This window comes from Oxalicibacterium flavum, from assembly GCF_014635065.1.
Lineage (GTDB): Bacteria > Pseudomonadota > Gammaproteobacteria > Burkholderiales > Burkholderiaceae_D > Oxalicibacterium > Oxalicibacterium flavum.
This window is the reverse complement of sequence record NZ_BMCG01000003.1, coordinates 289,415-315,337: the sequence shown is the minus strand read 5'-3', so window position 1 is coordinate 315,337 and position 25,923 is coordinate 289,415. Positions and strand designations below refer to the sequence as shown.

At 62.7% G+C, this 25,923-nt stretch carries 25 protein-coding genes; 11 read left to right on the top strand and 14 right to left on the bottom strand.

Annotated features, from left to right (window positions below):
* Positions 1-3: 3 nt before the first annotated feature.
* Genes IEV38_RS08535 through mpl form a run of 3 tightly spaced genes read right to left on the bottom strand, consistent with a single transcriptional unit; the run spans position 4 to position 2,554 of the window.
* Positions 4-600 (bottom strand): chorismate--pyruvate lyase family protein, encoded by a 597-nt coding sequence (locus IEV38_RS08535; RefSeq protein ID WP_268234715.1) that lies wholly within the window; start codon positions 598-600, stop codon positions 4-6.
* Positions 597-1,184 (bottom strand): YqiA/YcfP family alpha/beta fold hydrolase, encoded by a 588-nt coding sequence (locus IEV38_RS08530; protein WP_188395762.1) that lies wholly within the window; start codon positions 1,182-1,184, stop codon positions 597-599. The genes IEV38_RS08535 and IEV38_RS08530 overlap by 4 nt, the downstream gene beginning before the upstream one ends.
* Positions 1,181-2,554 carry a UDP-N-acetylmuramate:L-alanyl-gamma-D-glutamyl-meso-diaminopimelate ligase gene (mpl, locus tag IEV38_RS08525; RefSeq protein WP_188395761.1) on the bottom strand — a complete coding sequence of 458 codons (1,374 nt, stop codon included), beginning with the start codon at positions 2,552-2,554 and terminating at the stop codon, positions 1,181-1,183. Before mpl ends, IEV38_RS08530 begins: the two co-directional genes overlap by 4 nt.
* Before the next feature lie 107 nt (positions 2,555-2,661).
* Here mpl and IEV38_RS08520 point away from each other — a divergent pair, with 107 nt between their 5' ends.
* From IEV38_RS08520 to IEV38_RS08485, 8 genes are all read left to right on the top strand, one after another.
* Complete coding sequence (locus IEV38_RS08520; protein ID WP_188395760.1) at positions 2,662-3,282, top strand: hypothetical protein; 621 nt, start codon at positions 2,662-2,664, stop codon at positions 3,280-3,282.
* Positions 3,279-3,803, top strand: coding sequence for a peroxiredoxin family protein (locus tag IEV38_RS08515; RefSeq protein WP_188395759.1), 525 nt, complete (start codon positions 3,279-3,281; stop codon positions 3,801-3,803). The genes IEV38_RS08520 and IEV38_RS08515 overlap by 4 nt, the downstream gene beginning before the upstream one ends.
* A gap of 85 nt (positions 3,804-3,888) precedes the next feature.
* A complete protein-coding gene (gene aroQ, locus IEV38_RS08510) occupies positions 3,889-4,326 on the top strand; it encodes a type II 3-dehydroquinate dehydratase (protein ID WP_188395758.1) in 438 nt (145 codons plus the stop codon).
* 78 nt (positions 4,327-4,404) lie between these two features.
* Positions 4,405-4,872, top strand: a complete 468-nt coding sequence (gene accB, locus IEV38_RS08505) for an acetyl-CoA carboxylase biotin carboxyl carrier protein (RefSeq protein WP_188395757.1) — start codon at positions 4,405-4,407, stop codon at positions 4,870-4,872.
* A gap of 71 nt (positions 4,873-4,943) precedes the next feature.
* A complete protein-coding gene (accC, locus tag IEV38_RS08500) occupies positions 4,944-6,296 on the top strand; it encodes an acetyl-CoA carboxylase biotin carboxylase subunit (RefSeq protein WP_188395756.1) in 1,353 nt (450 codons plus the stop codon).
* Positions 6,297-6,440: 144 nt separating this feature from the next.
* The gene (prmA, locus tag IEV38_RS08495; RefSeq protein WP_188395755.1) at positions 6,441-7,352 is read left to right on the top strand and encodes a 50S ribosomal protein L11 methyltransferase; all 912 of its coding nucleotides are present in this window, start codon (positions 6,441-6,443) and stop codon (positions 7,350-7,352) included.
* A 12-nt stretch (positions 7,353-7,364) separates the two neighbouring features.
* Positions 7,365-8,558 (top strand): DUF3426 domain-containing protein, encoded by a 1,194-nt coding sequence (locus tag IEV38_RS08490; RefSeq protein WP_188395754.1) that lies wholly within the window; start codon positions 7,365-7,367, stop codon positions 8,556-8,558.
* 69 nt (positions 8,559-8,627) lie between these two features.
* The gene (locus IEV38_RS08485) at positions 8,628-9,560 is read left to right on the top strand and encodes a carbohydrate kinase family protein (RefSeq protein WP_188395753.1); all 933 of its coding nucleotides are present in this window, start codon (positions 8,628-8,630) and stop codon (positions 9,558-9,560) included.
* Between the two features lie 49 nt (positions 9,561-9,609).
* Here the strand turns inward: IEV38_RS08485 and IEV38_RS08480 are convergent, their stop codons facing one another.
* From IEV38_RS08480 to IEV38_RS08465, 4 genes are all read right to left on the bottom strand, one after another.
* On the bottom strand, positions 9,610-10,152 hold the full coding sequence (locus tag IEV38_RS08480; protein ID WP_188395752.1) for a YggT family protein: 543 nt from the start codon (positions 10,150-10,152) through the stop codon (positions 9,610-9,612).
* Positions 10,153-10,247: 95 nt separating this feature from the next.
* Entirely contained in the window at positions 10,248-10,913 is a 666-nt protein-coding gene (locus IEV38_RS08475; RefSeq protein ID WP_188395751.1) for a histone H1-like DNA-binding protein, read from the bottom strand.
* Between the two features lie 476 nt (positions 10,914-11,389).
* The gene (locus IEV38_RS08470) at positions 11,390-12,556 is read right to left on the bottom strand and encodes a ribonucleotide-diphosphate reductase subunit beta (RefSeq protein WP_188395750.1); all 1,167 of its coding nucleotides are present in this window, start codon (positions 12,554-12,556) and stop codon (positions 11,390-11,392) included.
* 168 nt (positions 12,557-12,724) lie between these two features.
* Complete coding sequence (locus IEV38_RS08465; protein ID WP_188395749.1) at positions 12,725-15,616, bottom strand: ribonucleoside-diphosphate reductase subunit alpha; 2,892 nt, start codon at positions 15,614-15,616, stop codon at positions 12,725-12,727.
* Here IEV38_RS08465 and IEV38_RS08460 point away from each other — a divergent pair.
* Positions 15,615-15,860: a hypothetical protein gene (locus tag IEV38_RS08460; protein WP_188395748.1), complete on the top strand. Its 246-nt coding sequence runs from the start codon at positions 15,615-15,617 to the stop codon at positions 15,858-15,860. The genes IEV38_RS08465 and IEV38_RS08460 overlap by 2 nt on opposite strands.
* 100 nt (positions 15,861-15,960) lie before the next feature.
* Here IEV38_RS08460 and ampD read toward each other — a convergent pair whose 3' ends face one another.
* The 5 genes from ampD to IEV38_RS08435 are packed head-to-tail and all read right to left on the bottom strand — an operon-like array spanning position 15,961 to position 20,876.
* Positions 15,961-16,614, bottom strand: coding sequence for a 1,6-anhydro-N-acetylmuramyl-L-alanine amidase AmpD (gene ampD / locus IEV38_RS08455; RefSeq protein ID WP_188395747.1), 654 nt, complete (start codon positions 16,612-16,614; stop codon positions 15,961-15,963).
* A gap of 3 nt (positions 16,615-16,617) precedes the next feature.
* Positions 16,618-18,078: a sigma-54-dependent transcriptional regulator gene (locus tag IEV38_RS08450; RefSeq protein ID WP_188395746.1), complete on the bottom strand. Its 1,461-nt coding sequence runs from the start codon at positions 18,076-18,078 to the stop codon at positions 16,618-16,620.
* Positions 18,079-18,097: 19 nt separating this feature from the next.
* Positions 18,098-19,810 (bottom strand): sensor histidine kinase, encoded by a 1,713-nt coding sequence (locus tag IEV38_RS08445; protein ID WP_188395745.1) that lies wholly within the window; start codon positions 19,808-19,810, stop codon positions 18,098-18,100.
* Positions 19,807-20,070 carry a PP0621 family protein gene (locus IEV38_RS08440; RefSeq protein ID WP_188395744.1) on the bottom strand — a complete coding sequence of 88 codons (264 nt, stop codon included), beginning with the start codon at positions 20,068-20,070 and terminating at the stop codon, positions 19,807-19,809. Before IEV38_RS08440 ends, IEV38_RS08445 begins: the two co-directional genes overlap by 4 nt.
* Entirely contained in the window at positions 20,067-20,876 is an 810-nt protein-coding gene (locus tag IEV38_RS08435) for a cytochrome C assembly family protein (protein WP_188395743.1), read from the bottom strand. Before IEV38_RS08435 ends, IEV38_RS08440 begins: the two co-directional genes overlap by 4 nt.
* Before the next feature lie 224 nt (positions 20,877-21,100).
* Between IEV38_RS08435 and ffh the strand changes: the two genes are divergently transcribed.
* Both ffh and IEV38_RS08425 read left to right on the top strand, forming a co-directional pair.
* On the top strand, positions 21,101-22,468 hold the full coding sequence (gene ffh / locus IEV38_RS08430) for a signal recognition particle protein (RefSeq protein WP_188395742.1): 1,368 nt from the start codon (positions 21,101-21,103) through the stop codon (positions 22,466-22,468).
* 367 nt (positions 22,469-22,835) lie between these two features.
* Positions 22,836-23,294 (top strand): SWIB/MDM2 domain-containing protein, encoded by a 459-nt coding sequence (locus IEV38_RS08425; protein WP_188395741.1) that lies wholly within the window; start codon positions 22,836-22,838, stop codon positions 23,292-23,294.
* Between the two features lie 85 nt (positions 23,295-23,379).
* Here the strand turns inward: IEV38_RS08425 and IEV38_RS08420 are convergent, their stop codons facing one another.
* Together IEV38_RS08420 and IEV38_RS08415 are read right to left on the bottom strand one after the other, a co-directional pair.
* Positions 23,380-23,949 (bottom strand): lytic transglycosylase domain-containing protein, encoded by a 570-nt coding sequence (locus IEV38_RS08420; protein WP_229728976.1) that lies wholly within the window; start codon positions 23,947-23,949, stop codon positions 23,380-23,382.
* A gap of 66 nt (positions 23,950-24,015) precedes the next feature.
* Positions 24,016-25,746: a proline--tRNA ligase gene (locus IEV38_RS08415; protein WP_188395739.1), complete on the bottom strand. Its 1,731-nt coding sequence runs from the start codon at positions 25,744-25,746 to the stop codon at positions 24,016-24,018.
* Between the last annotated feature and the right edge of the window lie 177 nt (positions 25,747-25,923).

Below are 25,923 nucleotides of genomic sequence, written 5' to 3'. Positions count from 1 at the left end.
CGCTCATCTGCCGGGTGTGTGCAAATTCTCCAGTCCCGGCAGAAAGACCTCCGTCACCAGCAGCAGGCCGCGCCGGCGCCGGTACAGGCAGCGCCGCGCATACAGGAAAGGCGGCAATTCCGTGTTCAGCACCGCAGCAGCCCGGCGCAGCAGCGGATGCCGGCGCGACAGGCGCGCGTACTCGAGTTCGCCGCGCCGCACGCGCGGATCGCCGAACAGCGTGGTACCCAGCGAACGTTCGCCGAGCCGGCCGAAGAACGGCCAGTCCGCAGCCGTCGCCGACAGCGGCACCACGGTATGCGCATAGACCACCGGGCGCTCGTCGCAGCGCAGCAGCACTTCGCGCTGCTGTACTTGCAGACGCCGCGGCAAGGCGATCTGCGCGAACTCGTCATGCAGTGCCGGCGCGCGCTCCTGTACCAGGCGCTGCACGCGGAACTGGCGGCAACGCTGCATCAGCTTGACGGTCAGCGACATCTGGTCGGTCAGCCAGCCGCGCATGAAGGGCGAGGCGGCGACGTGGTTGACATGCGCATGCCAGCCCGCAATGGTTGCAGCCGTCTTGCCTTCCGCTTTCGCTTCTGCTTCACCTTGCGTCACGCGCGCGCTCCTGCCGCATCGATGCCGCAGAACGCGAGCACCTGATCCGCATAGGCGGCGAAATCCGACATACCGTGGTCGCTACCTTCGATCACATGCTGGCGTGCGCCTTCGAACTGCGCGACCATCTCGCGCCAGTCGAGCAGTTCGTCGCCGGTCGCCGCGATCAGGAAGTAGCGCTCGGGCCGCGTGATGCGCGGCACCGCCAATGCCTCGAGTTCCGCCAGGTATTCGGCCTTGAACTCGAAGGGTTCATTCGTGTGGTATTGCGTCTTGACGCCGACCTGCGAGGCCAGGTCGCGCGCCGCGTGCACGGCCGGATTCAGCAGCACGGCGCGGCAACCGAGTTGCTCGGCCATCCAGGTCGCGTAGTAGCCGCCCAGCGACGAGCCGATCAGGGTCAGGCGTTGCGGATCGGCACGCTGCGCGATCTGCATCGCGAGTTCGACCGCCGCGCGCGGCGATGCCGGCAATTGCGGGCAGACGTAATCGTCGCCGTGTCCGAGCGCCTGCATGCGCGCCGCCAGCAGACTGGTCTTGAACGACTGCGGCGAAGAACGGAAACCGTGGAGATACAGGATCATGTCGGCAGCGCGTCGAGGATTTTCCGGTGCACGCCGCCGAAGCCGCCATTGCTCATGACGAGCACGTGGTCGCCGGGACGCGCGGCCGCGACGATCGCCTGCACCAGCGCAGGCAATTCGTCGAAGGCGCGCGCCTTGTCGCCGAGCGGCGACAGCGCGGCCGACAGGTCCCAGCCCAGCGCATCCTTGCCGCCACCCGTCGCGCCGTAGCCGAATACCAGATCGGCATCGGTCAGGCTGGCCGGCAGCGCATCCTTCATGGTACCGAGCTTCATGGTGTTGGAACGCGGCTCGAGCACGGCGAGGATGCGCGCGTCGCCCACTTTCCTGCGCAGGCCCTCGACGGTTGTCGCAATTGCGGTCGGGTGATGCGCAAAGTCGTCATAGACGGCGACGCCGTTGACGGTGCCGCGCAGCTCCATGCGGCGCTTGACGTTCTCGAAACGCGCCAGCGCCGCGATCGCCTGTGCCGGCGGCACGCCGACATGGCGCGCGGCGGCAATCGCGGCCAGCGCGTTCAGACGGTTGTGTTCGCCGGTCAGCGCCCATTGCACGGTGCCCTGCATTTCGCCGTCGAACAGCACGTCGAAGCTGCCGTCGGCGTGCGTCGTCAGCGCCCAGCCCTGTTCGCCGCCAAACCATTCGACGCCGCTCCAGCAGCCGCGCTGCAGCACGCGCTGCAGTGACGCTTCGCGCGCATTGGCGATCACGCGGCCGATGCCGGGCACGGTGCGCACCAGATGATGGAACTGGGTTTCGATCGCCTGCAGATCGGGGAAGATGTCGGCGTGGTCGTACTCGAGATTGTTGAGGATCGCGGTCCTGGCGCGGTAATGGACGAACTTGCTGCGCTTGTCGAAGAAGGCGGTGTCGTATTCGTCCGCCTCGATCACGAAGAAGGACGACGCCTCGCCGCCGCCCGACAACCGCGCCGAGATGCCGAAGTTCATCGGCACGCCGCCGATCAGGAAGCCCGGATCGTAGCCGGCATCTTCCAGTATCCAGGCCAGCATCGACGAAGTGGTGGTCTTGCCGTGCGTACCGGCCACCGCCAGCACCCACTTGCCTTGCAGGATGTGTTCGCCTATCCACTGCGGTCCCGACACGTAGGGCAGGCCGCGGTTGAGGATTTCCTCCATCAGCGGATTGCCGCGCGAGACGACGTTGCCGATCACGTACAGGTCCGGGTTCAGTGCGATCTGTTCGGTGCCGAAACCTTCGATCAATTCGATGCCCTGCGCTTCGAGCTGGGTGCTCATCGGCGGATAAACGTTGGCGTCGCAACCGGTCACTTTATGGCCGGCCGCCTTGGCCAGAACCGCCAGGCCGCCCATGAAAGTGCCACAGACGCCAAGGATGTGGATATGCATTGTAGAATTTCGGATTGGAATAAACAGGATTCTACCCGACCCGACCTGATCGCTTCACGGTCCGCTCATGTGGCGACCGCCCAGGTTCGTCGGCTTCCCCGCCACGCATGCCCTCCCATTTCCCCAACGATACCGAACAGCTGCGCGCCGAGATCGCAGCGGCCGCCGCACGCCTGATCGCCGAAGACGGCGTGGATTACGGCACAGCCAAGCGCAAGGCGGCGAAACAGATACTGGGTAACAACAAGGTACGCGGCGATGTGCTGCCGGACAATGCCGCGGTGGAAGACGAGGTACGTGCCTACAACGCACTGTTCTTCGCCGACACGCAGCCCGCGCGACTGCGCCACCTGCGCGAACTGGCGATCCGCCTGATGCGCGAACTTGAACCCTTTCAGCCCTTCCTGACGGGTGCCGTGCTCAATGGCACCGCCGGCGAACATTCGGACATCCATCTGCAACTGTTTGCGGACAGTCCCAAGGATGTCGAAATCTACCTGCTCAACAAGGGTATCGACTTCGAAGTGTCCGAATCGCCGCACTTCGGCGGCCATGGCGACGTGGAGACCCTGAGCTTCCTCTGGCACAATGAAGGCGTGCATCTGGCCCTGTACGACACCGATGACCTGCGCGGCGGCCGCAAAACCGGCAACCGCTCCGAACGCGCTTCCACCGCTACCGTGGAAGCCTTGCTCGCTCCCGACAACTCCAGCCCGCTTATCCCATGACCAAGAAAATCCTGCTGTTCGCCATGGTTGCCCTCGTCTTCGGCATCCTCGGCAGCCTCTACAGCGCCTGGCGCTACATGCCGGCCACGCCCGAGTCGCCCGTCGTGGCCAAGCTGCTCGCCAACAAGATGCCGGACGTCGTCAACCAGCGCGCGCAGTCGCTGTCGGCCTATCAGGGCAAAACCCTGGTGCTGAACTTCTGGGCCACCTGGTGCGCGCCGTGCGTGGACGAAATGCCGGAGCTCGTGCAATTGCAGAAGGATTTCGCCGAACGCGACGTGCAGGTGCTCGGCATCAGCATCGATACCCCCGACAACGTCCGCGCATTTGCCGAGAAATACAACATCAGCTATCCGCTGCTGCTGGCCGGCATGACCGGCACCGATCTGGCCCGGCAATTCGGCAACCAGACCGGCGGCCTGCCTTTCACGGTGCTGGTCACGCCTTCCGGCGCCGTGAAAAAGACCTATCTGGGCCGTCTGAAAATGGAAGAACTGCGAGCCGACCTGCTCGCCATCTGAGCGTCCGCGGCACGATTTCTCCTTGCCAAGGCTTTTCATTTAGCGGCAAAATGCCGCCATCGTCGTCAAACGGAGTTTTATCTCCATGGCAAGAAACATCCTTTTACTGAACGGTCCGAACCTGAATCTGCTCGGCACGCGCGAGCCTGAAGTCTATGGCAGCACGACCCTGGCCGACGTGGAACAGGCTGCGACCGCGCAGGCAACGCAGGCCGGAGCGACCTTGCACACCTTCCAGAGCAATCATGAAGGCGCGCTGATCGATCGTATTCAGGCGGCGAAAAAGGAGGGAGTAGATGCCATTGTCATCAATCCGGGCGGACTCACGCATACCAGCGTCGCCCTGCGCGATGCCCTCACCGGCGTTGCCATCCCGTTCGTGGAAATTCATATCTCGAACATCCATCAGCGCGAAGCGTTTCGCCATCACTCGTATCTGTCGGCCGTGGCGGCCGGCGTGATCTGCGGGCTGGGCACGGACGGCTATGCAGCCGCCATCTCCTTTGCGCTCAAAAATCTTTAAAATTCACTATTTGACGGCAAATACCTTATAATTTCCGCCAATTTACATTTTTCTACCTAATACCCAAGGAATTCTTTCATGGATCTACGCAAGCTCAAGACGCTGATCGACCTCGTCGCCGAATCCGATATCGCTGAACTCGAAGTCACCGAAGGCGAAAGCAAGGTCCGTATCGTCAAATCGGGCGGTACGCAAGGTCAGGTCGTGATGATGCAGCCGCAGAGCGCGCCGCAGCAGTTCGTGGCACCGACCGCCGCACCCGCTGCAGCGCCGGCAGCCGCGCCGGCGGCACCTGCCGCTCCCGAAACCAAGGGCCACGTTGTCAAATCGCCCATGGTCGGCAGCTTCTACCGCGCCTCCGCACCGGGCGCACCGGCCTTCGTCGAAGTCGGCAGCACGGTCAAGGAAGGCGACACGCTCTGCATCATCGAAGCCATGAAGCTGCTCAACGAGATCGATGCCGAGGTGTCCGGCGTCGTCAAGGAAATCCTGGTCGAGAACGGCCAGCCGGTCGAATTCGGCCAACCACTGTTCATCATCGGTTGAATCACGTGATGCGCGGCACGCATGCCGCGCCGCCGGCCATCGGCTTCATTCTCTAGACGAGTCCAGTTCTCATGTTTGAAAAAATCCTCATTGCCAATCGTGGAGAGATCGCGCTTCGCATTCAGCGCGCCTGCCGCGAGATGGGCATCAAGACCGTGGTCGTCCACTCGGAAGCGGATCGCGACGCCAAGTACGTCAAGCTGGCCGACGAGTCGGTCTGCATCGGCCCCGCGCCTTCCCCGCTCAGCTACCTGAACATGCCGGCCATCATCAGCGCGGCCGAAGTGACCGATGCCGAGGCGATCCATCCGGGCTACGGCTTCCTGTCCGAAAACGCGGACTTCGCCGAGCGCGTCGAGAAGTCGGGTTTCGTTTTCATCGGCCCGCGCTCGGACTCGATCCGCATGATGGGCGACAAGGTCTCGGCCAAGCAGGCGATGATCGCCGCCGGCGTGCCCTGCGTGCCGGGCTCCGACGGCGCCCTGCCCGAAGATCCGAAGGAAATCATCCAGGTTGCGCGCCGCGTCGGCTATCCGGTCATCATCAAGGCAGCCGGCGGCGGCGGCGGTCGCGGCATGCGCGTGGTGCATACCGAGGCAGCCCTGCTCAATGCGGTCACCATGACCAAGACCGAAGCCGGCGCCGCCTTCGGCAACCCGGAAGTCTATATGGAGAAGTTCCTGGAAAATCCGCGCCACGTGGAAATCCAGATCCTCGCCGACGAGCACAAGAACGCCATCTGGCTCGGCGAACGCGACTGCTCGATGCAGCGTCGCCACCAGAAGGTGCTGGAAGAAGCGCCGGCGCCCGGCATTCCGCGCAAGACCATCGAACGCATCGGCGACCGCTGCGCCGAAGCCTGCCGCAAGATGGGCTATCGCGGCGCCGGCACCTTCGAATTCCTCTATGAAAACGGCGAGTTCTACTTCATCGAGATGAACACGCGCGTGCAGGTCGAGCATCCGGTGACCGAGATGATCACCGGCATCGACATCGTGCAGGAACAGATCCGCATCGCCGCCGGCGAAAAGCTGCGCTATCGCCAGCGCGACGTGATCCTGAGCGGCCATTCGATCGAGTGCCGCATCAATGCCGAGGACCCGTTCAAGTTCACGCCGTCGCCGGGCAAGATCGTGTCGTGGCATGCACCGGGCGGCCCCGGCATCCGCGTCGATTCGCATGCCTATGCCGGCTACTACGTACCGCCGAACTACGACTCGATGGTCGGCAAGGTCATCGCCTACGGCGCCACGCGCGAGCAGGCGATTCGCCGCATGCAGATCGCGCTGTCGGAAATGGTGGTCGAAGGCATTTCGACCAACATCCCGCTGCACCGCGAGCTGATGGTTGACGCGCGCTTCATCGAAGGCGGCACCAACATCCACTATCTCGAGCAGAAACTGTCGGAACGCCCCAAGGGCTGATCCTTCTTCTGCCGCGCGGCCCTCGCCGCGCACAAGAAAGGCCGCATCCCTTCCGCCCCGCGGACGATGCGGCCTTTCCCTTCCCTGACCCGCACAAATCAGCCATACTTTGCCCTGGCTATCGCACGCAACCACCGAGGAATCATGAGCTGGACAGAAATCGTCATCGAAGTCGAACGCACCCAGGCAGAAGCCCTGTCCGATGCCCTCATGGAAATCGGTGCGCTGTCGGTCTCGGTGGAAGATGCGGACGTCGGCACCGAAGCGGAACAACCGCTGTTCGGCGAACCCGGCATGGAGCCGACGCAGGCCGCCTGGGAGCACAGCCGCGTGGTGGCGCTGACACCTGCCGACGCCGATCATGCAGCGCTGGTAGCCGAAGCCGCCGCCTCGTCCGGATTGGGCAACGCCATACCCAACTACACGCTGCGCGAAGTCGCCGAACAGGATTGGGTACGCCTGACGCAGTCGCAATTCGAACCCATCCATATCGGTACGAACATCTGGGTCGTGCCGAGCTGGCATGACGCACCCGATCCGTCGGCGCTGGTGCTCGAACTCGATCCGGGCCTCGCTTTCGGCACCGGCAGTCATCCAACCACGCGCCTGTGCATGGAATGGCTGGAAGCGCATCCGCCCGTCGGTCTGCGCGTACTCGACTACGGTTGCGGCTCCGGTATTCTCGCCATGGTCGCGAAGAAGCTCGGCGCGCGCGAAGTGATCGGCATCGACATCGATCCGCAGGCGATCGAAGCCGCGCGCGAGAATACCGCGCGCAACGACTGCGAGGTCGCCTATTACGTGCCGGACGACTTTGCCGCCTCCGGTCACGAACATGCCTTCGACGTGGTGGTCGCCAACATCCTCGCCAATCCGCTCAAGCTGATGGCGCCGATGCTGGCCGGCCGCGTCAGGCCCGGCGGGCAGCTGGTGCTGTCCGGCGTGCTGGCCACCCAGGTCGAGGACGTTACCGCCATCTATCGCCCCTTCATCGAACTGTCCGTGTGGCGCGAGCATGAAGGCTGGGTTGCGCTGGCCGGCCGGCTGCCCGCCTGAGGAAAAACGGCAATGGCACTTGCAACGCAATGTCCCCACTGCCAAACGACGTTCCGCGTCGTCCACGATCAATTGAAGCTGCGCGCCGGCCTGGTGCGCTGCGGCCGCTGCAAGCAGATCTTCAACGGCATCGAACACCTGCTGCCGTCTGACGGCGCTGCGCCGCCGCGTGTCGTGCCCTCGGGCAGCGCACCGACGGCAACGGCGGCACCCGCGACGGTCGCCAACCAGGCAACGCCGGCTGCACCGTCATTCAACGATAACGCCGTACAGGCGGTCGCCCCCGCCGCCGCGCCGGCAGCGCCCGCCGTCCCCGAGGAAGACGAGCCCTCGACCTTCACCGCGGCAGCCTCGCCGTCGCCGGCATCGGTCATGCCGACCAGCCGCCTGTCGTTTGCGATCCCCTCGCACTTCGAGCGCGAACATACCGCGCCCATCTATCACGAAGGCGATCCCAAACCCGAGGATCCGCTGCAGCGCATGACGCTGGTGGACATCGACCGCGATCTGCCGGACAGCTTCGACGACCTCGACGCCGCTGCGCAAACCACGACATCGAGTGACGAACCCGACGATCTTGACAAGGCGATCGACGACCTGCAGCGCAAACCATGGCGCCGCAGCGCCGGCAGGAAGCACGCCACGGACGACAGCCTGGCCGACGACGAACTGCCGGATGAAGAACCGGGCTTCGTGCGCCAGCATCGCGCGCAGCGGGAAACCAGCGCCACCTTGCGCACCACGCTGATCGTCGGCTGCTGCCTGCTCGCATTGACCGCCTTGCTGCAGGCTGGCTATGTCTTCCGCAACCAGTTGGCCGGTGTGTTCCCGCAGGCCAAGCCGGCGCTGTCGGCGCTGTGCCAGGCCTTCGGCTGCCGCATCGACCTGCCGGCCAACATCAGCGCGGTCTCCATCGAATCCAGCGAACTGCAGGCGCAGGACAGTGAACGCAGCCGCTTTCTGCTGAACGTTCTGCTGCGCAATGACAGCAGCCTTTCGCAGGAATGGCCGTCGCTCGAACTGACGCTGAACGATGCCGCCGAACGTCCGCTGCTGCGCCGCGTGTTCGCGCCATCCGAATACCTGCACGAAGCCGGCCTGCTGCGCACCGGTTTCGCCGCCAACAGCGAACGCAGCGCGCGCCTTGCCTTCGAACTCGAGGAGACCCGCGCTTCAGGCTACCGCGTCTATCTCTTTTATCCGTGACCGTTGACAGGTGCTGCGCCTGCCGCCGCGCCCGCTCTCTTTCCTTCTTCCTTCCACTTTTTCCTTGCCATGAAATCACTCATCTGCGGTTCGCTTGCCTTCGATAACATCATGTCCTTCCAGGGCCTGTTTTCCGAGGCGCTGCTGGCCGACCAGCTCCACAAGATCAACGTCTCCTTCCTCGTCCCGCACATGCGCCGCGAGTTCGGCGGCTGCGCCGGCAACATCGCCTACAACCTGAAGCTGCTGGGTGGCGAACCCGTGATCATGGCGACCCTCGGCCAGGACGGCGCGCCGTATCGCGAACATCTGACCCGCCTCGGCCTGTCGCAGCAAAGCGTGCGCACCGTTGACGACACCTTCACCGGCCAGGCCTTCATCACCACCGATGCCGGCGGCAACCAGATCACCGCCTTCCATCCGGGCGCGATGAGCTTCTCGCACCAGAACAAGGTGGCTGACGCCGGCGCGGTCGCGATCGCCATCGTCGCGCCTGACGGCCGCGACGGCATGCTGCAGCATGCACAGCACTGCGCCGAACTGAAGATTCCGTTCATCTTCGATCCGGGCCAGGGCCTGCCGATGTTCAATGGCGACGAGCTCAAGAACTTCATCGAGCAGGCGACCTACGTCGCCGTCAACGACTACGAAGCCGAGCTGCTGACCAGCCGCACCGGACTCAGCCTGAACCAGATCGCCGAACGCGTGTCGGCGCTGGTCGTCACGCGCGGCGAGAACGGCGCGGAGATATTCGCGGCCGGCGAGCATCTCGCCATTCCGTGCGTGAAGGTGGAAAAGGAAGTTGACCCGACCGGCTGCGGCGATGCCTTCCGTGCCGGCATGCTGTACGGCCTGACCAATGGACTGGACTGGGCCACCACCGGCCGCCTGGCGAGCCTGATGGGATCGATCAAGATCGCGCACCAGGGCCCGCAGAACCACGTGCTGTCGCGTGCGGAAATCGAAAACCGCTTCGAACAGGCCTTCGGCTATCGTTTCTGAGCGGGAGTATCGGTAAGCGTCATGGCCGGTGCAATACCGGCCGCGACGCTTACATGAACGAGGTGATGGCGATCGCGACCAGCTGGATCGCGATGCGCAGCAGGATCAGCGCTACCAGCGGCGACAGATCGATGGAGCCGATCAGGGGCACGACACGGCGCAAGGGGCGCATGACGGGTTCATTGAGCGCGCGCACGAATGGCGCCAGCGGTGCCTGCGGATTGACCCAGCTGAAGATCACTTCGATCAGAATCAACCCGATCAGACCGTACAGTGCCCAGTGGATGACGTTCATCAGGGCCAGCAGGAACAGGAACGGGACCGCGAATACACCGCGCAACCAGATTTCGATCGCCGTGGCAATCAGTGCCACGACAAATGCTCCCAGCAGACTCGCCCAGTCATAGCCGCCGGCTCCCGGCAATACCCGCCGCAAAGGCCTGACCAGCCAGTCGGTCAATTGATAAACGAATTGTGCGATCTGGATCGGTGGGCGCACGCGCACGGCCTGCATCCAGAAACGCAGCAGCAACGCACCCGCGAGGATGATGGCGACCGTATCGACAATCAGCATGAATATGCTATCGAGCAAGGCAGACTCCTTGAAATGAAAAACCGCTGTGCGACGCAAGCCGCACAGCGGAATTGTGCCCGAAATCAATCAGGCGCATCCGGACATCGCCGGAATTACGGGCGGTTGGTACCCGTCGGGAATGGCCATGCCGCTGCCGGGTTCAACACCGTTTTCACCGCAGGAGCTGCCACGGCTGCCGGTTTGGCTGCAGGCTTTTTAGGCGCTGGCGGCTTCTTCGGAGCTGCCGGTTTCTTGGCTGCCGCAGGCTTCGCTGCAGCTTTCTTCGCTACCGGCTTCTTGGCGGCTGCCTTTTTAGCTACCGGCTTCTTGGCAACCGGCTTCTTAGCCGCAGCCTTTTTAGCTACCGGTTTCTTGGCTGCTGCCTTTTTGGCTGCCGGCTTCTTGGCTGCCGGCTTCTTGGCGACCGACTTCTTGGCAACGGCTTTCTTCGCTACCGGCTTCTTGGCCGCTGCCTTTTTGGCTACCGGCTTCTTGGCGACTGCCTTTTTAGCGACGACTTTCTTGGCTGCCGCTTTTTTGGCTACCGGCTTCTTGGCGACTGCTTTCTTGGCCACTGCCTTTTTGGCAACTGGCTTCTTGGCTGCTGCCTTCTTCGCTACCGGCTTCTTGGCAACCGCTTTTTTAGCCACTGGCTTTTTGGCGACTGCTTTCTTGGCTACCGGCTTCTTGGCTGCTGCCTTCTTGGCTGCGACAGGTTTCTTAGCAGCGGTTTTCTTGGCGGCGGGCTTCTTGGCCGCCGGTTTTTTTGCTGTTGCCATATTGTTTCTCCTTCACGTGATGGAAAAAATCAAGTTTCTAAGGTTGAAACCCGCCCACACCATCGCGATGGAATTGGCGGATTATTCATCGGCACAAGCGTGTTCATGCTTGCGCTAATGAATTCGGCTCCAGCTGAACTGCTGCATCTCCTCACTTATGCAGCACTTCAGCCATGCTGACCATGCCATCGACTGTTACGACGACTGGCAATAGTCAAAAAAAACGCCAGCGCACGCGCCGGCATTGGAATTCTGTTTCCCGAAGGACAAGCCTTTTTTAAACGAAAAAGCCGCCACACCTGATTGAATCAGGTGAAGCGGCTTGCTCAGCAGATGAGATCGTATCGGTCTTCTACTGTTCATTAAAGTCGGTTGTTGCCTTTCCTGTTTTACGCAGAGTCGGCTTCGACATCTGCCTGTTTTTTGTGCTGCCTGTTTTTCAGGCAGCTACAAGATGGTCAACTTCTGTGCTCCGGTCATTCCCAGTTGAGTGCACCGCCGGTCTGATATTCGATGACGCGCGTTTCGAAAAAGTTGCGCTCTTTTTTCAGATCGATCATTTCGCTCATCCAGGGGAAAGGATTTTCCTCCTGCTCGAACATCGGTTCCAGACCAATCTGCTGCGCGCGACGATTTGCGATGAACCGCAGATAGCCCTTGAACATCGGAGCATTCAAGCCAAGCACTCCACGCGGCATTGTATCCTCTGCGTAACGATATTCCAACTCCACCGCGCGTAAAAACAACGATTTGATTTCGTCCTTGAACTGCGGCGTCCACAGATGCGGATTCTCGAGCTTGATCGTGTTGATCAAGTCGATGCCGAAGTTGCAGTGCATGGACTCGTCGCGCAGGATGTATTGGTACTGTTCGGCTGCGCCCATCATCTTGTTCTGGCGACCGAGCGCGAGAATCTGCGCGAAGCCGACATAGAAGAACAGGCCTTCCATCAGGCAGGCAAACACGATCAGCGAACGCAGCAGCGTCTGGTCGGATTCCAGCGTACCGGTCTTGAATTCGGGATCGGTCAGCACATCGATGAACGGGATCAGGAACTGATCCTTGTCGTGAATCGATTTGATCTCGTTGTAGGCATTGAAGATCTCGCCTTCATCCAGACCCAGCGATTCGACGATGTACTGATAGGCGTGGGTGTGAATCGCTTCCTCGAAAGCCTGGCGCAGCAGGTACTGGCGGCACTCCGGCGCCGTGATGTGGCGATAGGTGCCGAGCACGATATTGTTGGCGGCCAGCGAATCGGCAGTGACGAAGAAGCCGAGATTGCGCTTGACGATGCGGCGCTCGTCCTCGGTCAGGCCGTTCGGGTTCTTCCACAGCTCGATGTCGCGCTGCATGTTGATTTCCTGCGGCATCCAGTGGTTGGCGCAGCCGGCCAGGTATTTGTCCCAGGCCCATTTGTACTTGAATGGCACCAGTTGATTGACGTCCGTCTGGCCGTTGATCACGCGCTTGTCGGCGGCATCCATGCGGCGTGCCGTATCGGCTGCAGCAACCGGCTTGGCCATCAGCGCAGGATCCAGGGCGACGTCCTGCTGCGCCGCGGCACGCGGCTGGACGGCCGGCTGCAATCCTGGCTGGGGCTGCGCGGGCGTCGGCTTGACTTCATCATCCCAACTAAGCATGACTCATTTCCTTATCTGTTTGCTGCCGATGCCGCACCTTGTTGCGAACAAAGGCCCTGTCAGGGCTTTGTCCGCATTGCGTGGTGCAAGTTCATTCGGCACGTTGTCTATATGAGGCCCGGTTCACGATTCGCTTCACGTTCGATCCATGAAACCGGGCAGATTTCCTTACTGGCAGGCTTCGCATTCCTCGAAACCCGGATCGCCTGGACGCAGCATGCAGGCCGGGCCGTCGGCTTCCGGCGCCGCTTGCGAACCGCCGAGACCGGCACCCGAATCCACCGCGTTCAGCGCACCGGCCTTGGAGGTCGATTTCTCGGTGTGCGTGGCGCCGATGGTGCGCAGGTAGTAGGTGGTCTTCAGGCCGCGCAGCCATGCCAGCTTGTAGGTTTCGTCGAGCTTCTTGCCCGAGGCGCCGGCCATGTAGATGTTCAGCGACTGTGCCTGATCGATCCACTTCTGGCGACGCGAGGCGGCTTCCACCAGCCATTTCGGTTCGACTTCGAAGGCGGTCGCATAGATGTCGCGCAGGTCCTGCGGGATGCGGTCGATCTTGGCCAGGCTGCCATCGAAGTACTTGAGGTCGGAAATCATGACTTCGTCCCACAGGCCGCGTGCCTTGAGGTCGCGCACCAGGTATTCGTTGATCTCCGTAAACTCGCCCGACAGGTTCGATTTCACGTACAGGTTCTGGTAGGTCGGCTCGATGCAGGCCGACACGCCGATGATGTTGGAAATCGTCGCCGTCGGCGCGATCGCCACGCAGTTCGAGTTGCGCATGCCGTACTGCTTGATGCGGTCGCGCAGCGAGGTCCAGTCCAGCGTTTCGCTGCTGTCGGCTTCCAGGTAGCCGCCGCGTTCCTCGGCCAGCAGCTTGAGCGAATCCTGCGGCAGAATGCCGCGATCCCACAGCGAGCCGCGGTAGGAGCTGTAGCGGCCGCGTTCCTCGGCCAGCTCGGTTGACGCCCAGTAGGCGTAGTAGCAGACGGCTTCCATCGAGCGGTCGGCGAATTCGACGGCGTCGGCCGATGCGTACGGCACGCGCATCATGTGCAGGCAATCCTGGAAACCCATGATGCCGAGGCCGACCGGACGGTGGCGCAGGTTGGAATCACGTGCTTTCTTGACCGCGTAGTAGTTGATGTCGATCACGTTGTCGAGCATGCGCATCGCGGTACGGATGGTCTTCTGCAGCTTGTCCAGATCGAGCTTGCCGTCCTTCATGTGAGCCGGCATGTTGACCGAACCCAGGTTGCAGACCGCGATTTCGGAATCGTTGGTGTTCAGCGTGATCTCGGTGCACAGGTTGGAGCTGTGAACGACGCCGACGTGCTGCTGCGGCGAGCGGATGTTGCACGGATCCTTGAACGTGATCCACGGATGGCCGGTTTCGAACAGCATCGACAGCATCTTGCGCCACAGGTCGAGCGCCTGCACCTTCTTGAACAGCTTGAGTTCGCCGCGCGCGGCCTTGGCTTCGTAGCCGGTATAGGCTTCCTCGAAGGCCTTGCCGACCTTGTCGTGCAGGTCCGGGCAGTCGGCCGGCGAGAACAGCGTCCACTCGCCCTTCTCCATCACGCGCTTCATGAACAGGTCGGGAATCCAGTTCGCGGTGTTCATGTCGTGCGTGCGGCGGCGGTCGTCGCCGGTGTTCTTGCGCAGGTCGAGGAATTCCTCGATGTCCATGTGCCAGGTTTCCAGGTAGGCGCAGACCGCGCCCTTGCGCTTGCCGCCCTGGTTGACGGCGACGGCGGTGTCGTTGACCACCTTCAGGAACGGCACCACGCCCTGCGACTTGCCGTTGGTGCCCTTGATGTGCGAACCGAGCGCGCGCACCGGGGTCCAGTCGTTGCCGAGGCCGCCTGCGTATTTGGCCAGCAGCGCGTTTTCCTTGATCGCCTCGTAGATGCCGTCCAGATCGTCGGCCACCGTCGTCAGGTAGCACGACGACAGCTGCGAACGTTGCGTGCCGGAATTGAACAGCGTCGGCGTCGAGCTCATGAAGTCGAAGGACGACAGCAGGTTGTAGAACTCGATGGCGCGCGCTTCACGGTCGATTTCGTTGAGCGCCAGGCCCATCGCGACGCGCATGTAGAACGCCTGCGGCATTTCGATGCGGGTTTCGCGGATGTGCAGGAAGTAGCGGTCGTACAGCGTCTGCAGGCCGAGGTAGCCGAACTGCAGGTCGCGTTCCGGCTTGAGCGCATCGGCCAGCTTCTTCAGGTCGAACTGGCCGAGCTTGGCGTCCAGCAGATCGGCGTCGATGCCCTTCTTGATGAATTTCGGGAAGTATTCGAGATACTCCGCCGGCGCGTCGGCCTGCGCGACTTCCTTGCCGAACACTTCCTTGCGGATGGTGTGCATCAGCAGGCGCGCGGTCACGGTGCTGTAGGCCGGGTCCTTTTCCATCAGCGCGCGGGCAGCCAGGATGGCGGACTTGTGCAGTTCCTCGACCGGCACGCCGTCGTACAGGTTCTTGATCGTTTCGTTGATGATGGCGGCGGCATCGACGTGCTGCTCCAGACCTTCGCAGGCGGCGTTGATCAGGCGGCGCACCTCGTCCAGATCGAGCGGACGGCGCTGGCCGTTCTCGATCACGTGCAACTGGTGTTCCTGCGAGGCAGGCTGCGCAGCCTGCTGCTGCGCGCGCTCTTCCATGCGCTTGGCGCGGTAGAGCACGTAGGCGCGGGCCACGTCATGCTCGCCCGAACGCATCAGCGACAGTTCGACCTGATCCTGGATGTCTTCAATATGGAAGGTGCCGCCGGCCGGCTGGCGGCGCACCAGCGCATTGACGACGTTGGACGTCAGTTGCTCGACCAGTTCGCGCACGCGCGCGGATGCCGCGCCCTGCCCGCCGTTGACGGCGAGGAAGGCCTTGGTGACGGCGATCGAGATCTTCGACGGCTCGAAGCCGACGACGGCGCCGTTGCGGCGGATAATGCGGTAGTTGTTCAGGCCGACCTGGTTGGTGCTGGCGGTCGAGGGAGCGACGGCCAGCGAACCGGCGTTGGCGATATCCGAAGGCGACTTGGCCGAAATTTCTTGTGCAGAGTGCATGAAGACTCCTTCTGGCAGATTGCAGGCGCTTGCCTTGCGTGATTTAAAAAAAGAGAAAACCGGAGCATGGCCGGTTTCGCGAAACGTCATGGAAACAGGGCCTCGACAAGGAAAATGCCCTGTTCATATGCTGCAGTTTTTGTACCACCCGCTGCATCCATCCGGCCTGTCGGCCTTATCCGGCGCGGCTGCGAGCCGAAAGGACGGACATGGGAGTATTGCGCCGATAACCCACTACATCTAGTAAGGAAACCGCGATTTGCACTAATTCTAGTACCTCGATTCCCGATGCGCAATCGATTTATCCCGGTTTTTTCAGATAATTTTTTTATAAGAACTTTGCATCATTCATAGCCTGCTTCGCACGCTCGCCGGAAGCGCAAGCCGGCTCTGCATTTGCCGTCTTGGCCGGCGTTTTCCACTGCGTCCGCCGCCGTTTCTTCCAGCGCCAGATAATCGCGCTCGTAGCGCTGCCAGTCGAAACAAGGACCGGGATCGGTCTTCCTGCCGGGCGCGATATCCTCGTGGCCCATCACGTCGGCCAGCGGATACGCCGCCCGCAGCGCAGCCGTCAACGCGGCCAGCGTATCGTACTGGGCCGGCTCGAACGGAAGGTCGTCGGTTCCTTCCAGCTCGATGCCGATCGAGAAATCGTTGCAGCGCTCGCGTCCGCAGAAGGCCGACACGCCCGCATGCCAGGCCTGGTCATGCGCGGAGACGAACTGCACCAGCGCGCCGTCACGCCGGATCAGGAAATGCGCGGAGACGCGCAGCGACCGCAACTGGTCGAAATACGGATGGGCATCGCAATCCAGACGGTTCAGGAACAGGTCGGCGATGTAGGGACCGCCGAACTCGCCCGGCGGCAGGCTGATGTTGTGCACCACCAGCAGCGCGATCTCGGTCCCCTCGGCACGCTGGTCGAAATTCGGGGACGGCATGCGCAGCGCCTGGTCTGCCCAGCCGTCGGCATCGATGCGAATGGCGGAAACCGGCATGCGCTACTCCGGCGCCTGGATGTTCAGGCGCTGCATGCGATAGCGTAGCTGGCGGAAACTGATGCCCAGCAGTTCGGCCGCCTGGGTGCGGTTGAAGCGCGTGCGCGCCAGCGCGCGGCAGATCACTTCGCGCTCGACGCTGTCGAGATGATCGGGCAGCGAGGCCGGCAGTTCCGTGTCGGCCAACACCGGTACGGAATGGTCATCGGCTACCCTGTACGGCACGGCTTCTTCCTCTACCTTTGTCACCGCTGCGGCCTGAAGCAGCCGTGCGTCGCCGTCATCGTCCAGTTGGACTGCCGGATTCACCGCAGCCCCTTTCAGCAACAGGTCCGCCGCCTCGATGCGACCCTCCACCGAGAACGCCAGTGCGCGTTCCAGGATGTTCTCGAGTTCGCGCACGTTGCCCGGGAATGCATACCGCTGCAGCGCAGCCAGCGCCTCGTCTGTCAGTGTCGCCGGCTGGCCGCCATTCAACCGCTGCAGGATGGCATCGGCCAGCATGCCGACATCCGACAATCGCTCGCGCAAGGGCGGCAAATGCAGTTCGATCACATTGAGCCGGTAATAGAGATCCTGACGAAAGCTGCCGCGCGCCACGCATGCATGCAGGTCCTGGTGCGTGGCACTGATGATGCGCACATCGACCGCCTCCTCCTGCGTGGCGCCGACGCGGCGCACGCGGCGCTCCTGGATCGCACGCAGCAGCTTGACCTGCATCGGCAGCGGCAGGTCGGCCACCTCGTCGAGCAGCAGCGTGCCGCCGTCGGCCGCCTGGAAAAAGCCGTCCCTATCCTCGACTGCGCCGGTGAACGCGCCCTTGCGGTAGCCGAAGAACTCGGCCTCCATCAGGTTTTCGGGAATGGCACCACAGTTGACGGCGACAAAGGGCTTGTCGCTGCGCGCGCTCTGGGCATGAATGTCACGCGCCGCCAGTTCCTTGCCGCTGCCGGACTCGCCGCTGATGGCGACCGGCGCCATGCTGCGCGCAAGTCGCGCGATCTGCGCGCGCAAGGCCTGCATGGCGTCCGATTGTCCCATCAGGCGCAACGGCTGCGCCTGCTGTACGCCACCCGGCCTGTGCGCGGCAGGCGGCTCGCTGATGCGCAGCGCCGAACGCACCATGATGCGCAATTGCTCGAGTCCGACGGGCTTGGAGAGGTAATCGAAGGCGCCGGCCTTGAGCGCCGCGACCGCATTGTCGGCGCTGCCGAAGGCGGTGATCACGGCCACCGGCGTCTGTTTATGGTTGGCAGTGATTTCCTGCACCAGCTCGATGCCGGAACCGTCGGGCAGCCGCATGTCGGTCAACACCAGCGCATAGTGCGTGTCCTGCAGATGGCGGCGCGCAACCGCCAGCGATTCGGCGCTATCGACATCCAGTCCCATGCGGATCAGCGTCATCTCGAGCAGTTCGCGCAGGTCGGCTTCGTCATCGACGATCAGGATGCGGGGAGAACTCATGCTGTGCGGCTCGCAAAAATCATTGTCCATCCATGCCGTCATCGACGGAAAAGGCGATCACGAAACGTCCCGAGGGCTGTCCAGGCTCACTGTCACCGCGGCCGTCGTTTCTATATTCATAGTTGAGCCTTGCGCCATTGTTCATGCACAGCTCCCTCGCAAGATACAAGCCAAGGCCTGTTCCCTTGCTCGACGTCGTGTAGAAGGGCTCGAACAGATGGGCACGTACCGCGCGCGTCATCTGCGGACCGTCGTCGCGTACATGCAACTCGACGCGATGGCCGGCGATCACGTTCACGTACAGGCGGATGCTGCCGGGCGCGCCGCTTGCATAGCGTAACGCATTTGTGAGCAAGTTCAAGATGATCTCGCGCAAATGCAGCGGATCGAAACGCACACGGATGCCGCGCATGCCGGCAATCGCGATCACCTCGGGGCCGACCTTCTGCATCTCGCGCAATTCGGTCACGATGTCCTCGACCAGCGCGCCCAGATCGAGCGGCTTCTGGTCGCGATCGGCCTTGCGCGACAGCTTCAGGATGTCTTCGATCATCCGGTTCAGGCGCGCCACATTGTCATTGATGATGCCCAGTAGCCGCTGCCGCGCGGTATCCGCCTCGTCCTCCGCCAGCAGCGCGGCGGCATGGCCGATGGCAGAAAGCGGATTGCGCACTTCATGCGCAATGCTGGCGGTCAGGCGCCCCATGGATGCCAGTTTCAGTTGCTGTGCCTGGTTTTCGATTTCCGTCACATCCTGCAGAAAGACGACCACGCGCCCTTCCTGCACACCTCCGGTATCCACCCGCACGAACCGCAAACGCAGATGCATGGAAGGATCGCGCCGTACCCCGACAATGGTGGTATTGCCGCCCTGCAGGGTCGAGTCGTCGAGATGGCGAATACGCAGGAAGATGGGAGCATGGGTAGGCGACGTCCGGCCGGCGCCGGTTTTCCTGCGCCACTCCTCATAGGCATCGGCGATCGGCTGCAGCCAGCCCAGATCGGCCAGCCTGCCATGCGCCGCCTCGGCCGTGAGCGACAGGCCAAGCATGCGCGCGGCCGACGGATTGCCGGTCAGGATGCGGCCATTGCGATCGATCACCAGCACGCCATCTTCCATGTCCTCGATGACCAGCCGGTTGATCGCCTGCTGCACCTGCAGTGCCTTGCCGCGTCCCAGCGCCAGCGACTCCTGCTTGATCAGGCGATCGGCCAGCCGATTGATGGACAGGATGATGATGAAAAACGCCGCACAGTACAGGCCGATCTGCGTGGACGAAATATCGGCACTGGCATTCAGCAACTGATAGCCGTTTTCAGCCAGCATGACCACGGTGGCGATCGACACGAAGAACAGTGCCAGCACCAGCGGCGCCAGGATCGCACCACCGGCGAGCGGGAACAGATACAGGATCGCCAGCCCGCTCTTCAGACCGCCTACCGACAGATAAAGCAGAGAAACCGCAGCCAGATCGACCAGAATCTGTACCGTGACCTGCCACAGAAAACGATGGCGCCAGTACGCAGCCAGCAGCGCGAACCCTAGCGCCAGCACCATATAGACGATGCAGACGCCCCAGAAATATTCGTCCGCACGCGCGGCCCTGGCGCCGGCCCAGCCGAAATAGCCGAGCAGCAGCGCCACGATCACGGTGCGGGTAAAGGCAAACGTCTGCAGCGTACGCCAGAACGTCTCGCGCACATCCCCGGAAATCGGGCGCGATTGCGTCATACTCGGGTGCCGGTGTGCTGGCGGCGATGCTCGTCACAGCAGAACGCTGCATCGGACGCATCACGAACCGCTTCTGAAGAAGGAAAATGTACGCCGCAATGGGCGCAGGCAATCATGACTTCGGCCTCGGGCAGGGCCGGTTGTGAAGGTTGAGGCGGAGGTGAGGCGGCTTCCTGACGCGCTTTCTGCTGCGCTTTGGCCTTGCTGCGCAATACCCAGATCACGGCAAAAATCAGGATGGCCCATGCCAGCAGTTTCATGCAATGCTCCGATGCAGCACGACCTCCAGCACGAAACGGCTGCCGACATAAGCCAGGAACAGCGTCGCAAAACCGGCCAGCGTGAAGGTCAGTGCGGTCTTGCCGCGCCAGCCGCGCCAGAAGCGTCCGATCAGCAGAATGCCGAACAGCGCCCACGACAGCATGGTGAAGACGGTCTTGTGTTCCCACTTGAAGGCCTGACCGAACACTTCCTCCGAGAACACCACGCCGGACAGCACCGTCAGGGTCAGCAGCACGAAGCCGAAGGTGATCAGCCGGAACAGCAGTTTCTCCATCGTCAGCAATGCCGGCAGGCGATCGATCGCCATCGCGAACAGACCGCTCTGGCTGCGCGGCAGGCGCGTATGCAGCTTGGATTCCTGCACCGCCATCAGCACTGCATGGAAGGCGGCAATCGTCAGCGTGCTGTATGCGAGCAGGGCAATCGCGATATGCCAGGAAAACAGCGCCGACCTGCCTTCGAGCGGCACCACGCTACCCGGGAACAGCAGCGGCAGCCATACCGAAACCGCGGCACAGGGCAGCACCAGGATGCGCAGGCCGTCGAGCGTGAAATTGCGGTTCTCCAGCCAGTAGGCGGCCACCGAGATCCACAAGGTGGCCGACAGCATGATGGCAAACCCCATGTGCAATTGAGCCGGCTCCGTCATTTCCATCCACAATGCACTGCCGTGCAGCAGCCACCCGGCCAGCACGCCGAGTGAAATGGCCAGGCGCCGGCGCGAGGGGAGGAAGGCGCACACCGCGTAGCACAAGGCCGCAAGGGCAAGAGAATAGGTATACATATCGTTTCGAGTTTACACCATGTGACCTCGTGCTTTTGTCCCCGATCAAGAAAATCCGGCAGGAAAATCAACGGACATCCCTGTTGCCGATAGGGTGAACGGATACACCGCCGCCACCTCCTCTGTTCCGAGCCGGTGCGGCCGTGCGGATGCCGCGCATCGGTTAAAATGCGAGATTGCCGTTCGCCCTGCGCGACCCACGTTTTCCTTACCCCGTCACCACCATGCTCGACAATCTCACCCAACGTCTGGCCAAGGCCGTCAAGACCATGCGCGGCGAAGCGCGCCTGACCGAAGCTAACACCGCCGACATGCTGCGCGAAGTGCGCCTGGCCCTGCTCGAGGCCGACGTCGCCCTGCCCGCCGTGCGCGAATTCATCGGCCGCGTCAAGGAAAGGGCGATGGGCGAAGACGTCGTCGGCTCGCTGACGCCGGGCCAGGCGCTGGTCGGCGTGGTGCAGCGCGAACTCGCCGCCATCATGGGCGCCGATCTCGGCCGCGACGCATCCGAACTCAATTTCGCGACCCAGCCACCGGCGATCATCCTGATGGCCGGCCTGCAGGGCGCGGGCAAGACCACCACCGTCGGCAAGCTTGCCAAGTACCTGCGCGAGCAGAAGAAAAAGAAGGTGCTGACCGTTTCCGCCGACGTCTATCGTCCGGCCGCGATCGGCCAGCTGCAGACCGTGACGGAACAGGTCGGCGCCGATTTCTTCCCGTCGCAGCCGACCGACAAGCCGGTCGACATCGCACGCGCCGCGCTCGATTACGCCAAGCGCCACTACCATGACGTGCTGATCATCGATACCGCCGGCCGGCTCGGCATCGACGAGGCGATGATGCAGGAAATCCGCGCCCTGCACGATGCCGTCAATCCGATCGAAACCCTGTTCGTGGTTGACGCCATGCTCGGCCAGGACGCGATCAACACCGCCAAGGCCTTCAGCGACGCGCTGCCGCTGACCGGCGTGGTGCTGACCAAACTCGACGGCGACTCGCGCGGCGGCGCGGCGCTGTCGGTGCGCCACATCACCGGCAAGCCGATCAAGTTCGCCGGCGTGGCCGAGAAGATGGACGGCCTCGAAGCCTTCGATCCGGCGCGCATGGCCGACCGAATCCTCGGCATGGGCGACATCCTGGCGCTGGTCGAGGAAGCCCGCAAGGGCGTCGACATGGAGGCCGCCCAGGGCCTGGCGCAGAAGATCAAGGGCGGCGGCAAGTTCGACCTGACCGACTTCCAGCTGCAGCTGGCGCAGATGAAGAAGATGGGCGGCATGGCCAACTTGATGGACAAGCTGCCGGCGCAGCTGCAGATGGCGGCCGGCAACGCCAACATGGGCATGGCCGACAAGCAGGTTGCGCGCATGGAAGGCATCATCAATTCGATGACGCCGGCCGAACGGGCCAAGCCGGACCTGATCAAGGCTTCGCGCAAGCGCCGCATCGCCGCTGGCGCCGGCGTCCAGGTGCAGGAAGTCAACCGCATGCTCAACCAGTTCGAGCAGATGCAGACCATGATGAAGAAGCTCAAGGGCGGCAACATGGCCAAGCTCATGCGCGGCATGAAAGGCATGCTGCCCGGGATGCGATAAGCCCGTCTCTCTCTGCCCAAAAGCCCGGCCCGCAGCCGGGCTTTTTTGATGGATGCGCCGCCAACCCGCGCCGGCAAAGGCCGGATAAGCCCCGTCATCCTATCCACCATCCAAGCGGAGGTGCGCGAAAACACTGCACACTGCCGATTCGGCAGGCTGCATGGTCGTCGGATGAAGCGCCGATTTACACGTCCCGCGATCCACGCATCGCATCGTGTTTTTCGACCGCGCAAAACGCCGTGGCGCCGAGCAGACACCGCGCCGCGCATACGCATAAAAAACACTTGCATGCCGGGAAAAACCGCACCACTATTAGCGTTGCGTGAATTGGCGCAATTTCCCAACACTCTGTGAAGGAGGCTTTAAGATGGCAACAGCCAAAAAACCAGCGGCCACTAAAACGGCCGCCAAGAAACCAGCTGCGAAGAAACCGGTAGCGGCTAAAAAAGCAGCACCCGCCAAAAAGGCAGCGCCGGCCAAGAAAGCCGCTCCTGCCAAGAAGGTAGCAGCGAAAAAACCCGCAGCAAAGAAAGCAGCCGTCAAGAAAGTCGCAGCCAAGAAACCGGCAGCAGCCCGCAAGCCAAACGCCGCCTTCATGAAGCCCGTGACTCCTTCCGCCGTTCTGGCAGCAGTGATCGGCGCCAATCCGGCACCGCGTACCGAGATCACCAAAAAGGTCTGGGACTACATCAAGAAGTTCAAGCTGCAAAACCAGGAAAACAAGCGTCTGATCGATGCGGACGACAAACTGAAAGCTGTCTTTGGCGGCAAGAAGCAAGTCTCGATGTTCGAAATGACCAAGCTCATTTCCGGTCACCTGAAGTGATCTTCGTCATCGCCAAACAAAAACGCCCGCATCGCGCGGGCGTTTTTGTTTGTGCTGTTTCCACTGCTGTGCGCCGCTCACCGCCTCACGGCCGATGCTCCCATTTGCGCCACGCCGCGCGCACCGCGTTCGGATACTCGGGCCGGCCGCGGCTGCCGTTGTAGCGGCCCAGCGCCAGGAACAGGTCGCCCTTCTCGATATCGATGTACATGCGCAGGATCGAGCAGCCATAACGCAGATTGGTCTGCATGTGGAACAACCGACGGCGGTCGCCATCGCCGATCACGCGCGTCCAGAACGGCATGACCTGCATGTAGCCATGTGCGCCGACCGGCGATACCGCATATTTGCGGAACGCCGATTCGACCTGGATCAGGCCCAGCACCAGTGCCGGATCGAGTCCGGCACGGCGTGCCTCGTACCATAGGGTCTGCAGGAATTCGATGCGGCCGTCACGATCCGGCATGCGCTGCGCGAGGCGGTCCGACATGTCGCCCAGCCAGCGCAGATAGGCCAGGCGTTCGTCGATGTCGATGAATTGCGGCGTCGGTGGACGCGGATCGGAGATCGCACGCGACAGGGCCATGCGGACCGAGTCGGCCAGCGCTTCCTCCTTCTGGTTGCCGGCCATGACCGACAGCGGCAGGGCCGCCATCAGCCATGCCAGGCCGACCGCCCACTGGCGATGCCGGCGGGAGAGGAAGCCGGTCATCGCCCGCGATCAGGCCAGGCGTGCCTGCAGGAAGGCGGCCATCTCGTCGACCGCCACCGCCGTCGCCTCGGTGTCGCGGCGACCCTGGTATTCGAGCTTGCCTTCCTTCAGGCCGCGTTCGCCGATCACCACGCGATGCGGCACGCCGATCAGTTCCCAGTCGGCGAACATGACGCCCGGACGCTCGCCGCGGTCGTCGAGGATGACGTCGATACCGGCTGCCGTCAGTGCCTCGTACAGACGGTCGGCTTCCGCCTTCACGCTCTCGCTGCGGTCGTAGCCCATCGGGCACAGCACCACTTCGAACGGCGCCAGCGAGGCCGGCCAGATGATGCCCTTGTCGTCGAAGTTCTGCTCGATCGCCGCACCCAGGATGCGCGTGACACCAATGCCGTAGCAACCCATCTGCAGCAGCTGCGGCTTGCCGTTCTCGTCGAGGAAGGTCGCCTTCATGTCTTCCGAATAGCGGGTGCCGAGCTGGAACACGTGGCCGACCTCGATGCCGCGCTGGATCGCCAGCACGCCCTTGCCGTCCGGCGACGGATCGCCTTCGACCACGTTGCGCAGGTCGGCCACCTCGGCTTCCGGCAGGTCGCGGCCCCAGTTGACGCCGGTGAAGTGGAAGTCCGTCTCGTTGGCGCCGCAGACGAAGTCGCTCATGGCCGCCACCGTGCGATCGGCCACCACACGCACCGGTTTCTTGGTGCCGATCGGCCCCAGGTAGCCCGGCGGGCTGCCGAACCACTCGAGGATTTCCGATTCACCGGCAAAACGGAAACCGGCCAGGCCCGGCACCTTGGATGCCTTGACTTCGTTGAGATCGTGGTCGCCGCGAACCAGCAGCAGCCAGACCTGCTTGCCTGCGCCATTTTCCTCTTCGCCTTCGGTCACGACCACGATGGACTTGACGTTCTGCGTCAGCGGCAGGCCCAGCAGCGCAGCCACATCCTCGCAGCGCTGCTTGCCGGGCGTCGAGGTCTTTGTCAGCGCCTGCGTCGGCGCCGCGCGCGCTGCGGTCGGTGCCAGCGCCTCGGCCGCTTCCATGTTGGCGGCGTAATCGGAATCCGGGCAATAGACGAGCGCGTCCTCGCCGGTCTCGGCGATCACGTGGAATTCGTGCGAACCGGAGCCGCCGATGGCGCCGTTGTCGGCGGCCACCGCGCGGAACTGCAGGCCGAAGCGCGTGAAGATGCGCGTGTAGGCGTCGAACATGATCTCGTAGGAGCGCTGCAGGCCGGCCGTGTCGCGGTCGAACGAGTACGCATCCTTCATCGTGAATTCACGGCCGCGCATGAGGCCGAAGCGCGGCCGGCGCTCGTCGCGGAACTTGGTCTGGATGTGATAAAAGTTGACCGGCAGCTGGCGGTACGAACGGATCTCGGTGCGCACCACGTCGGTGACGACTTCTTCCGAGGTCGGCTGGATCGCGAAATCGCGGCCGTGCCTATCCTTCACGCGCATCAGCTCCGGCCCCATCTTGTCCCAGCGTCCGGTCTCCTGCCACAGCTCGGCCGGCTGCACCACCGGCATCAGCAGTTCGATCGCGCCGGCGCGGTTCATTTCCTCGCGGACAATCGCCTCCACCTTGCGGATCACGCGCAGCCCCATCGGCATGTAGGTATAGATGCCGGAACCCAGGCGCTTGATCATGCCGGCGCGCATCATCAGTTTGTGGCTGACGATTTCGGCGTCGGCGGGAGCTTCTTTGAGGGTGGAAATGAAAAAACGGGAGGCGCGCATGAGGATGTGTCTTGTTAAAAAGAGAGCGGGTTATAATCGTTCCAATTTTAAAGGATTAGCTGGCTGATGCACCCCCTGTTCGTACAATTGATTGCCCTGCCTGCCGCAAGCGCCCGTCGGCGCGCGCGGCCATTGCCGGATGATTGCCGCATTGTTCTTCGATCGAGGGTCGATTAG